Source organism: Microcoleus sp. F4-D5 (assembly GCF_036704885.1).
Taxonomy (GTDB): domain Bacteria; phylum Cyanobacteriota; class Cyanobacteriia; order Cyanobacteriales; family Microcoleaceae; genus Microcoleus.
Genome location: NZ_JAUBSX010000131.1, coordinates 1 through 11,538, shown reverse-complemented (window position 1 = coordinate 11,538; position 11,538 = coordinate 1). Strand labels below are relative to the sequence as shown.

Annotated in this window: 7 protein-coding genes and 3 pseudogenes; 3 read left to right on the top strand and 7 right to left on the bottom strand. The window is 42.9% G+C overall.

What is annotated here, in order from left to right; all coding sequences use genetic code 11:
• Window positions 1-495: 495 nt before the first annotated feature.
• Window positions 496-1,829: pseudogene (locus tag QUA80_RS31960) on the top strand (IS4 family transposase).
• Here the strand turns inward: QUA80_RS31960 and QUA80_RS31955 are convergent.
• Both QUA80_RS31955 and QUA80_RS31950 read right to left on the bottom strand, forming a co-directional pair.
• Entirely contained in the window at window positions 1,785-3,287 is a 1,503-nt protein-coding gene (locus QUA80_RS31955; RefSeq protein WP_333428945.1) for an NACHT domain-containing protein, read from the bottom strand. The pseudogene QUA80_RS31960 and the gene QUA80_RS31955 overlap by 45 nt on opposite strands.
• Before the next feature lie 162 nt (window positions 3,288-3,449).
• Window positions 3,450-3,668, bottom strand: a complete 219-nt coding sequence (locus tag QUA80_RS31950; RefSeq protein WP_006632503.1) for a helix-turn-helix domain-containing protein — start codon at window positions 3,666-3,668, stop codon at window positions 3,450-3,452.
• A gap of 299 nt (window positions 3,669-3,967) precedes the next feature.
• Here QUA80_RS31950 and QUA80_RS31945 point away from each other — a divergent pair, with 299 nt between their 5' ends.
• A complete protein-coding gene (locus tag QUA80_RS31945) occupies window positions 3,968-4,438 on the top strand; it encodes a hypothetical protein (protein ID WP_333428944.1) in 471 nt (156 codons plus the stop codon).
• Window positions 4,439-4,658: 220 nt separating this feature from the next.
• A complete protein-coding gene (locus QUA80_RS31940) occupies window positions 4,659-6,710 on the top strand; it encodes a hypothetical protein (protein ID WP_333428943.1) in 2,052 nt (683 codons plus the stop codon).
• Window positions 6,711-6,836: 126 nt separating this feature from the next.
• Here QUA80_RS31940 and QUA80_RS31935 read toward each other — a convergent pair whose 3' ends face one another.
• The 5 genes and pseudogenes from QUA80_RS31935 to QUA80_RS31915 form a co-directional block, all read right to left on the bottom strand.
• Window positions 6,837-8,225, bottom strand: a complete 1,389-nt coding sequence (locus tag QUA80_RS31935) for a UDP-glucose/GDP-mannose dehydrogenase family protein (protein WP_333428942.1) — start codon at window positions 8,223-8,225, stop codon at window positions 6,837-6,839.
• A 160-nt stretch (window positions 8,226-8,385) separates the two neighbouring features.
• Window positions 8,386-9,324, bottom strand: coding sequence for a UDP-glucuronic acid decarboxylase family protein (locus QUA80_RS31930; protein WP_333428941.1), 939 nt, complete (start codon window positions 9,322-9,324; stop codon window positions 8,386-8,388).
• Window positions 9,325-10,054: 730 nt separating this feature from the next.
• A pseudogene (locus QUA80_RS31925) lies at window positions 10,055-10,672 on the bottom strand (ISAzo13 family transposase).
• A gap of 183 nt (window positions 10,673-10,855) precedes the next feature.
• Window positions 10,856-11,077, bottom strand: a complete 222-nt coding sequence (locus QUA80_RS31920) for a hypothetical protein (protein WP_333428940.1) — start codon at window positions 11,075-11,077, stop codon at window positions 10,856-10,858.
• 92 nt (window positions 11,078-11,169) lie between these two features.
• Window positions 11,170-11,538 (bottom strand): annotated as a pseudogene (locus QUA80_RS31915) (IS4 family transposase); the annotation flags it as partial.

Genomic DNA, 11,538 nt, shown 5'->3' with positions numbered 1-11,538 from the left:
GTAATAATATCAATTAATTGATGATGTTTAGTTCGCTCAATTCTTGGATCTTCTAAGTCGGAAAAATGGTCGGCAATGGTGATTTTAGGTTTTAGTTTCATATTGATAGACTTTAATTAAATATTTTTGGGTACTCAAAAATTATTCTCCAATATATCATATTCTGTTAACATAAAGTTTAGATGCGTTCGCCCTGGCCCCCCTTGGTAAGCTACCGTGTACACACAAGTCAAAATAAACTAGCAAAACTGCGGACTGTTTTTGATGACCAACGATATAATAAGGGTTTCAGGGCGATTGAGGCACTTGCTCTGCTTTCGGGAAAATCAAGGGTTTGAGACTATGGCCTCAAAACTGTTGAGAGTATTGCTAGTCCAAGGATTTGAAAGGAGTAATTACCGTGGACAATCCCATACTGATTCACGCCAAACATACCGAAGGCACGGCATTTGGAGACCCTCGGTTGGTAAAAAGGGGGCGGCATTGTATGAAGCAATGCGTCAACATCAATCGGTAAACATTCGTCAAAGAGCGTCGAAATCGAGCGCAACAAGTGGGGTACTATCGCTTTTTAGAGAACCAGAACGTGACATTATCAGAATTAGTGCGGAGTCTGGCGGAGCATTGCCAAGAGCAAGTAGAAGGACGGCATGTATTAGCCGTAAGTGATAGCAGTGAAATAAATTTGCAGTCTCACTCCGGGCGACTAAAACCGCTGGAATTAGGAGTAGTTGGCAACAACACAGATGTGGGCTTTTATATTCATCCAACGCTGGTTTTGGATAGCGAAAGTGGCTTTCCATTAGGATTAAGCACGGTGCAACTGTGGAGTCGAGATGGTGCTCATCAGGATAAGCATGAACGGAAATATCGAAAATTGCCGATAGAGAAGAAAGAATCCTACAAGTGGTTGGCATTACCCTGAGCGTAGCCAAAGCTGCTTCACTAACGGTGGTGCCAGCGTCGTGACCCACATTGGCGACCGCGAAAGTGACTTCTATGAAGAATTGGCTACCGTACCTGACAAACACAATCATGTATTAGTCCGAGTTCGCCTGTGACCGTCGGTTGTTAGAAAAGTCACAATCGCTTTACGCCTACTTAAGAGAACAGCCTAGTCAGGGTACTTATACAATTAATATACCCTCCGATCCACGCATTGGTCGAATAGCAAGAGAAGCGTTGCTAAATGTTCGGTGTACGACTGTGCAACTTCAACGCCCCGAGCAATTAAAAGTCCAAGATTATCCACCCAGTATCACTATGAATGCAGTCGAAGCCGAGGAAATTAACCCACCATTCGGGCAAAAAGCGATTCATTGGCGATTACTCACTACCCACCAAGTAGTTTGTTTAGAGCAAGCACTACAAGTCATTAAATGGTATCGATGGCGATGGCGCATTGAACAACTTTTTGCCACCTTAAAAAAAGCTGGATTAAATCTCGAAGCTACCCAGTTAGAGTCCGTCACAGCCATTCAACGACTCACCATCCTGGCTTTAGGAGTTGCCGTGCGAACCCTACAAATGGTCGAAGGACGGGATAATTGTGACAAACCCAGCTTCTGTGGCTTTCTTTGTTGACCAACAACAATGCTTGTCCCAACTTGCCGAAACTCTCGAAGGGTACACACAAAAGCAGCAAAACCCCTATCCTCCAGCCTGTTTGCCTTGGGCAGTTTGGCTGATTGCTCGACGGGAGTGGTTGGTCTGGTTATGTCTCTGGGCGACCTCCTGGAATGCCCACTCTTGTTCATGGACTCCGGCAGTTTGAAGCCATGTTTTTAGGGTGGAAACTCGCTCATAATCAACTTGTGTGTACACGGTAGCCTTACCAAGGGGGGGTTAGGGGCGGTTACAAACCATTTATCGATAAATATCTCCACCTGTTCGGGATAGGAAAATTCCAGAGTGCGAAAAGTATCAAAAGTATCCAACGTAGAGCCGATCGCATCCCAAACATTCTGCCGACAACTTAGCACAATTCGCGCCTTTTGAATACAGCCGCCGGTTCTAATTTGCCGCTCAATTTCCGCCAAAGGATTGCCATCCCCCACCGCCATCTCATCCGCCCCATCCAACACCAACCACACGCGCTCAGCATTAAACTGTGCTAAAAAATCATCCTTAATTTCCGCAGTCGCCTCAGCCTTCCCAATTCTCTTAATTGCCGCCAGCAGCCAATTATCAAATAAATACGATTCTAATTCCTTCCCCTGCAAATCTGCCAAAGACACCCAAATAACAATCGCCTCCAAAATCTCATCAGCTACCCAATTAGCAATCTGCCGCAACAGCGTTGTTTTCCCCGCCCCCGGTTCCCCAATAATTCCTAACCGCTTGCCATTGCTTTTAGGGCTACTTCCTTCCCGCAGCACTTGTTCGAGAAACTCGCTATGTTTAAATGTTTGAGTAACTTCTTTTTCCCGGTACAAATCCGAACCTTCCTCAGCCGCCACATCCTCGCGTCGCTGAGTCACTTTCTGGCGTTCCACCAAACCCAGCGGTACATAAACATCATCTATTTGATGGTTGCCAAAAGTTAGCTGATTGCTACTAAGTCGCTGCTGTTCTTTCTCCTCTAATATCTGCTGGCAAATAGCTTGCCAGTCTATCGGTTGGTAAACAATGCGGCTCTTTTCCACAATCTCCTCAAGCCAAGCATACATCTGTTGCGCTGTGCGATCGATCCGCGTCAAAGTTTGCCCGGTAAAAATCTGAAAAACCTTATCATTATCCTTGATTTCCCGAGCAAAGTATGCCGCTACCAAGGGAAACAACTCTTGCTCTAACTTGGTTTTGTAGGGTGCGATATCGCAATTTTCTAGGGCTACTTCCAGCAGTTTTTGCTTAACTGCTGCAACCTGATTCTGTTTTAACTCATCTGTCGCCGTCAGCAGCAATTCTATGTCGTCTAAACCTGCAATCGGAATCCCAGAGGGAACAGTTTCTTTCTCAACCTGCTGTAAATCTAATTTTAGCTTTTCGAGCTTGCGTTTCAACCAATCAAAATCGCGCCGCCTGTGTTGCAGCGAATAGCTAAAACTCTCTCGGTTATCCGTATTTTTCGGATCGATTTCCTGTTTGCATTCTGAGGCGATTTGTTGTTGAGCTTTCAGGAAAGAACTTTTTAGCGCTTTTTCTAAATCGTGATTGACTATTTTACCGTCTTGTGATAATTTTTTGATGCCCTTCAAACAGAGGTGCTTTGCTGCATCATTGGCTTGAGTTCCGACTATCGCCTCGAAAGCAATGTTGAAAAGCCCTAATAGCGCAGCTTCTAGCATTTGACGGTTCTCCTAATTTCATGCTGCAAGCGAGTTACTTTAATGATAGGCGATCGACTTTGGTTGCGGGCGATCGACCTATGGTGAAATCATGACATCAAAACTTCGATCGTCGCGTCAAAAGTCGATCGCTCAAACATTGAATTTAGGCAAAACGTTCAACTATTTTTCGAGGATTACCACGAAATCCTCAATCATCACATCGAAAGTTCGAGCCAGCTTGTGGACTGCTGCAAAGTCAACCATTGCCATACCCTGAGAACGGGCATAATTGCTAATCGTACTGTAGCCGACTCCCGATCGCTCCGCAACCTCTTTGAGCGTCCATCCCTTCTCGGCCGCCAACTCTCGAACCCGCAACCTTACTAAGCCTTTGCTCATATTCACTATTTACAAAATTTTGGATTTAGTATAATATATCAAAAAGCGATCGCCCCCGGTCATTCGATTTTAGATTTTAGATTTTAGATTTTAGATTGACTCTAAAGATGAATCTGGGAGCTTGAACGTTGGTCGAAAATTTTGCGCCTCTCAAGGCACAAGTCGGGGCTTGTCTCCGTTTTGCGGCGGAGTCAACGAAACTAAAGACGAGCGCCAGTTAAAATTAATCCCGACTGATTATTTCTGTCGATCGCACTTAGCAGAGATAGATTTAGCTACCACCACCAGATGCAACTACAATGATATCAGAAAATCAGCTAAGATCGTCAACGATCGGCGCATCAAAAATTATTCACAAATCGTCGATCGTCAATCCGCGATCGAGATTTGTCACCGAAGAAACAGTAGCACTCCTGTTCAACATATCACCCGAACAGATATACCGGATCGAATGCTGCCACAACGTGGTGTACGTTCACGCCAAAGGCCTGAGTCGATTTGTCAGCTACGCCGATTTTCCGCCAATCTTAGAAGTAAAACCGCCCTGCGATCGAGATTTTGTCGCATGGCACAAACGCTGGAAACGGACACAAGCACCAGAATTTTGGACTAAATTCTATACGTACAACTTCAAAACGGCTGTTTCAGTTGACAGCTTACTTGAGTGGGGTAAATTAGTCGCTACAGTTAAATCGGTAATTTCTGCCTCAGCGCTGCAACAGCTACGAGATGTTTACGTTCGAGAAAAAGCATTGATGGAAAATTTTTAAACAGTTTTCAAGCGTAAGGTGATCGCGGAGCACCTTACGCTCAGGAGTGCGATCGAGTGATTGGTATCATTGTAGACGTTGGCGATCGACAATAAACAAGATTTATTCATAATCACTGGTTAAAAAAAGAGAGTTTGAGCGATCGCTTTGATCCGGGTGAATTGGCGGCGGATGATTTGATAGAATGAGGGAAGGCGTTAGGTGTTAATTTTTGTGACTTTTGAGTAAAAATATTGCTGTGAGAACTGTTATGAAGGATGAAAGCTTTTTTGAAGAATTTGCATTTCTCCTGGTTAAGTATCAAGCAACTAATAAAGCCAATAAATATCGGGGCGTCCCTCTTTCTAGTATATGTTGGACGTTGAGAGGACTTCTGAATATGCGTACTGAAGGAGTAAACCTGACTTCAGACGAACATCTTTTTCTGCAAGAATGGGGATGGATAATGGAGCTTTCTTCCTCCAATCCTCTTTATCAAATCCTTAAGAAGGTTGACTCAGGTCAGAAACTGAGTAAAGAAGAAAGTATGGCTTTGGAAAGAGCACAACAAGAAGTAAAGCTTATTTTGGAAGGAGAGCAGCAACGAGAGCAACAACAAAGGGAACGAGAGCAAGAAAAAAGGGAACGAGAGCAACAAGAAGAAATAAAAAAAGAGAGGCACTTGGCTGAACTAGCAACAAAATACGGAGTTAGTACCTCCGATATAACTATCAATCGTCTGTATGACCTTCTTTGCCAAATTGATAAAGGAAGTCAACTGAGTGAGATGGAGGTAGAATGGATGAAATTGAATCGGTTCTATAAACCGATAGAAATTTATCACAAAATACAGCACTTTGCTGAACTGAAGCTTAAGTACAAAGCCACTAAAAATCAGGATTCATTCCCCTCAAGCAATCTCTATAAAATCCTGAAACTAATTGAGAACAACCAGCCACTCAGCCCTAAAGATGGTGAATGGTTAAAACAGCAAGAACTATCAGAAACACTTGCTTTTTTTGAGGAACGAGAAGTCTTACAACAAACAGTATTTTCTCAGCTAAAGAATAAGTATCAAGCAACTAAACACCCGGATTCATCTGTCTCTAGTCCGCTCTATCAAATTCTGAAAAAGCTGGATGCGGATAAGCAGTTGAGCTTATTAGATATTAATTGGCTAGAAGAGCATCAACTGACCGAAACGCTTGGCATTGTTGTTGAGATTGAACAGAAACGGCACTTTGCTGAACTGAAAGTTAAGTATAAAGCTAATGAATATCAGGATTTATCACCATCTAGCCATCTGTATAAAGTTCTTAAAAAAATTGATTCAGCAAATCAGCTAGGTGAGCAAGATCTTAACTTTCTGAAAAAGCGTAAGCTGACTGAGACGATCGCGATCGCTCTTGACAAATATGCTGCTAGTCTGAAGTCCAAAATCAAATCGGGAGAGCAGTTGAGTGAGGCTGATATTGATTGGGCAAAACAGAATGGACGTGAAGACATAATTACTTTTCCTCAACAAAGGGAATTTGCTGCTTTGAAGTCGAAATATGATGTCTCGAACTATAAAGATAAATCAGCTTCTAGTCCGTTGTACGCAATTCTGCAAAAGCTTGATAAAGGAGAGCGAATTGAGGAGATAGATGTAGCTTGGCTGGAGGAGAATAAACTTGAAGCACCTCAACCTAGTTATAGCTATTATGGGTGGCAGGAAGAGCGCCGATATCAAGGGCAGAAACTTTTCTCGGGCAAGATTTGGACTGCTTACCACAAAAACGAAGCAACTTTCTACGAACAGGAGTACCAGCGCACTGGAAATAAATGGAACTTGCCTAATGCCAGCAGTCATTGGCGCAAGGCGGATGAACCTAGAAGGGCATTGAAGCTGACAGAAAATCTGGACTTCAACCAAATAAAAGAAAATAAACTCAAGTCAGCATTACTAACAACTAGAGGCGGTGCTTTCCGAGATATCGATAAATTAGATGATGGTGAAAAGTGCGCTCTCAAAGCGATTGAATATCAGCCTCAGAGTCATCACCCTTACACTTTAATGGGAGCTATTTGTTTTGAGCGCGGTCAATTCTTAGAGGGTGAGCGTTGGTTTAATGAAGCAATTAAACGCGGTGCTTCTCCCAGAGATCAGGATGCGGAAATGAAGCGGGTTGTCAAAAATGCCAAGGATGAGAATAAACGGCTGGAAGTGATAAACTATCTGGTGAAGAAAGATTCCCGACGGTATGCTTGGGCTAACTCTTATCTAAAGCAACCAAAAGACAAAGCTAAGTGATATGAATTCCGGTTGTACTCCTTATGATACGGAGGACATGGCAATGCCGTTTCCCTACCCAGATTAATTGTAGGGAAACGGCATTGCCGTCTCCTGGATTTGGTTGGTAATATTAATTCTCTCCCTTTACCTTCCAATCCCCACATATTGGAAACCAGCGGCTTCTAAAACCTTCTTGTCTAAGAAATTACGGCCGTCAATCATCACCGCATGATCCATCAACTTCGCCATTTTATCGTAATCTAAATTGCGAAACTGTTCCCAGTCAGTCACCAATACCAAAGCATCGCAACCGTCTGCCAACCTTTCGGGATCGGTTTCTACCAAAACTCCCGACAAACCGTGACGCATTCCAGTTTGAGAAACAATCGGATCGTAAGCTTTAACTTTCGCTCCCAACCGGTTCAAACTCTCGATTAAATTCAGCGAAGGAGCATCCCGCAAATCGTCAGTATCCGGCTTGAAAGTCAAACCCAAAAGTCCGACTGTTTTACCTTTGAGAATCTTCAAAACGTGCTGTAACTTTTCAATAGCAATGAACCGCTGGCGTTGGTTAACTTCCACCGCCGCTTTCAGCAAATGCGCCTCGTAACCGTAATCGTCAGCAGTGTGAACTAAAGCCGAGACATCTTTGGGAAAACAAGAACCGCCCCAACCAATGCCAGCTTGCAGAAACTTGTTGCCAATCCGCGAATCTAAACCGATACCTCGGGCAACTTGACTAACATCTGCACCGACACGATCGCAAATATTAGCAACTTCATTAATAAAGCTAATCTTCGTAGCCAAAAAAGCATTAGCTGCGTACTTAATCATCTCCGCTGAACTGATATCAGTCATCACCACAGGAACCTCCGGCAAAGACGGATTTTCTGCAAACTTGCGATCGACAATCGGCCGGTATAACTGTAGCATCATATCCATAGCCCGCCGAGAGTTGCTGCCGAGCACAATGCGATCGGGATTAAAAGTATCGAAAACAGCACAGCCCTCCCGCAAAAACTCCGGGTTGCTAACCACATCAAATACCACACCTTTTTTTGCTGCTACTTCCTCACCCGTAACCGCATCATTGGTTTGAGCTTTTTGACGTTCCGCCAAACCGTCGAGGACAATCCTCCGCACCCAATCCCCCGAACCGATGGGCACTGTCGATTTGTTTACGATTACTTTGTAATCGCCGTCGAGGTGAGCTCCAATGCCACGAGCAACCGCTTCCACGTAGCGAGTATCGCTTTCCCCAGTAGGCAAAGGAGGCGTCCCCACGGCAATAAACAAAATGTCCCCGTGAGAGACTCCTGCTGCTAAATCCGAAGTAAATTCTAGATTGCCAGACGCAGATGCAGAGGACATTAATTCAGACAGTCCGGGTTCAAAAATAGGCGACTGTCCAGACTTCATTAATTTAACTTTTTCTTCGTTGTTGTCTACGCAAATCACGTGGTGGCCGATGTGGGCCAAGCAAGTGCCGGTGACTAAACCAACGTATCCTGTACCGATGACACAAACACGCATAGAAATCTCCTCAAAGTTAGTAAATAAATCAGATGGGAATTGGGAATTGGGAATTGGGAATTGGGAATTGGGAATTGGAAATTAGGAATCGGAAATTAGGAATTGAGTAAGGGAGATTTTTCCCGTCCCCCACTTTCCCAGTCTCCCCCTCTCCCAGTCTCTACTTTTGATTTCCCTCAATGCGATCGCGAAAATCTTTTATAGTCAACTCTAAACCTCGATCCAGCGGTACAGTTGGCTCCCACCCCAACCAAGTCTTAGCACGAGTAATATCCGGTTGTCGCTGTTTTGGATCGTCTTCCGGCAGCGGTTTAAAAATAATTTCTGCCCCTGGATTAATCGTATTTTGAATTTTTTGTGCCAGTTCCAAAATAGTGTATTCGCCGGGATTTCCCAAATTCATCGGCCCGATTTGGTCGCTATTCATCAAACGAATAAATCCTTCCACCAAATCAGAAACATAGCAGAAACTCCGGGTTTGGGAACCGTCGCCGTATACTGTCAGCGGTTGATTCCGCAAAGCTTGAGCAATAAAATTGCTCACTACTCTGCCGTCATTTTCCAACATCCTCGGGCCGTAGGTATTGAAAATTCGCACAACTCGAATGTCTACCCCATTTTGCCGGTGGTAATCAAAAGATAAGGTTTCAGCTACTCGCTTCCCTTCGTCATAACAACTGCGAATTCCAATACAATTAACGTTGCCGCGATAATCTTCTGTTTGTGGATGTACGTCAGGATCTCCGTACACTTCGGAAGTGGAAGCGAGAAAGAATCTTGCTTTTACCCGTTTGGCCAATCCCAACATATTCATCGTGCCGATGACGTTTGTTTTAATGGTCTTGACAGGGTTGTACTGATAGTGTATTGGGGAAGCGGGACAGGCCAGATGGTAAATCTGATCTACCTCTAACCGAATCGGTTCGGTGATGTCGTGGCGGATCAGCTCAAAGTATGGGTTATCCAGCCATTTGAGGATATTGCGTTTAGTACCGGTGTAAAAATTATCCAGGCAGACTACCTCATGTCCTTGGGCCATTAAGCGATCGATTAGGTGGGAACCGAGGAAACCCGCACCGCCTGTGACTAAAATTCTCATTGTGGAAACTGCCGTTCTGTTTAGGGGTAGGACTGGGGTACAAAAATTCAGTCGATCGAATGAAACTTACTAATAGAATAACAAAATAGCGATCGCTAATGTAAACACTTATGCGTCACCTGCATAAAATCTTTAATTAACTTAGCATTTTCAAATATATTGAACAAAATGCTATAATTCGCCTATCTTAGCTAGCAATTGTTATTTAACCTTCAAGATTATTTCCGAAAAAATACTGTTGACAAGAGTTTTGTTGTTTGTTATTTGTTAGTGGTTGTTTGATGACTTCGGTTTTAGGTTGGGCGATGCTCTAGGCAATAGGTGCGCTTCAGGGGCTTGTTTGAACAAGCAAGGGTCGATTTATCTGAAAAGCAATATGAGAGAAATTAGGTAGATTTCGCGAAGAGAATGTCCGCCACTTTTGACCCTACACTGCACCCGTTAAATTGGGATTTATGGAGATTGCAGCCAGAGGTAAATCAGGTTGATTGTGTAGCCTTTATTTTTACAGTTTCTCAATAATCGAGCAAAGTGACGATCGGCTAAAGTTGTTGAGAAGGTGGAATCGATGCGAGAGTATGATAAACTTCGCAGTCTTTGTATCATTAAGCGTGCTGCGAGGATATGCAACTGACTCTGGATTGAATAGGGACATTCCGGCGGCGATCGCATCTGCATTATTTACATATTCAAAACATTCTAAGGAATGAAAAATAAATAATTTAATGAACTACTCAGGTTGGGGTACGGCTCGGTAATTCCATTTGGGCAAATATTCGTCAAAAACAATTTGCATAGTATTTTTGAAATTATCAGCCACCTTTCGACCAGTTTTATAAACTTTATTAAGGATATTTACAGCTACAGATAGTCCCGTTTGAGTTTAAGTTTTTTCGACGAGAGCTTTGACTAATTCTAAACTTGTAAAAATTACTCCTTGATCAGCCCTGGTAATATGAGGAAAAAGTCGATGTTCTATGGGGTTGTATTTAGATGTATAAGGAGGGTAATGAGCAATTCTGATCTCAATTCCTATTTCATTAACTAATTTCTGTAAATCTTACTTGAAAATATAATGATTAGCATTATTACTACCTCCACCATCACATTTAGCCAAGATAGAATTAGCGTTGGGGTAGGTAGCTTTACCATAATTATTCCACCAACTTTTTAAAAATTCACAGGCAAATTCACTGGTATCTTTACTGTTTCCTAATGTTATATATCCTCGGTTTTGTTGAGAATCATAAATCCCATGTGGGATCACTTTACCGTAACCTAAACTCCAAAAATCATGCTCGAAAGTAGTGACAGGTTCCTTTGTATAGAGAGTTCCCGGACGAGACAAATTTCATAAAACTTCTTTCTTTTTGGGATCAAAACTAATAAGAGGATTGCTGGCTTCTCTATACTCTGCATGAAGTCAGGCAATGTTTTTAAATTGAGCATCCCGATTTTTATGAATTCCTAGTGTTTGTTTTTTTTGAGCTTTTCTTTTCACATACCCATGCTTTTTTAATAGTTTGGCAACTCAGGGTATACTAATGGTAAAACCTGCTGCTCGTAGTCCAGAAGCTATTTCTTTATGTGTCAAATTAGTCCATTTAATTAATTCATTCATTGGGTCTCCGGCTGTGTAATTTTTTAAAACTTCTAAAAATGCTGCATCAATGCCGATTTGAGTAGACAGAAGACTTTTTCTTCCCCCTCCTTTCTTTCTGCTCCTGGAACTATTGAGTGTCTGTTCGTCCATTGTTTCTAAATCTTCTATTCCCTTGACGAGGGTGTTTCGACTGCATCTCAAAAGTTGCATTACATAGCTAATTCCACCCCATTGGTGACAAGTTAAGGCTCAAAGCCAGTTGTCAAGGGGATTTTCGGCAGTGGCTCAAAGAAAAATGGTTCTCCACGTAGGGTGGCATCCGGAAAGGGAGCGATAATCAATTTTAACTTGGGTTTTCGTTGAGCTTTGACAATCCCTAAATCTAGATTTTCCTTGGCAGCAAAATACTTTACGGGGTCAGCAGATAATCCCTTGTGATGAGCCACTTGAAAATGATACAGACCTCGATAAATCATCTCCAAAGAAATGCTCTCAAATTCTAGGGACATCTCGTCAGCCACGGCATCTCCTAAATCTACCAAAAGACCATAAAACAGCCAAGTTCCCCAAATCTGTAACTTGATGCCATTCAGGGAACCCGTCCATAAATA

What these genes read in the sequence shown, in the direction of transcription:
- QUA80_RS31950 (WP_006632503.1), bottom strand. Translation starts at nt 3,668, where the DNA reads ATGAGCAAAGGCTTAGTAAGGTTGCGGGTTCGAGAGTTGGCGGCCGAG.
- QUA80_RS31955 (WP_333428945.1), bottom strand. Translation starts at nt 3,287, where the DNA reads ATGCTAGAAGCTGCGCTATTAGGGCTTTTCAACATTGCTTTCGAGGCG.
- QUA80_RS31935 (WP_333428942.1), bottom strand. Translation starts at nt 8,225, where the DNA reads ATGCGTGTTTGTGTCATCGGTACAGGATACGTTGGTTTAGTCACCGGC.
- QUA80_RS31920 (WP_333428940.1), bottom strand. Translation starts at nt 11,077, where the DNA reads ATGGACGAACAGACACTCAATAGTTCCAGGAGCAGAAAGAAAGGAGGG.
- QUA80_RS31945 (WP_333428944.1), top strand. Translation starts at nt 3,968, where the DNA reads ATGATATCAGAAAATCAGCTAAGATCGTCAACGATCGGCGCATCAAAA.
- QUA80_RS31930 (WP_333428941.1), bottom strand. Translation starts at nt 9,324, where the DNA reads ATGAGAATTTTAGTCACAGGCGGTGCGGGTTTCCTCGGTTCCCACCTA.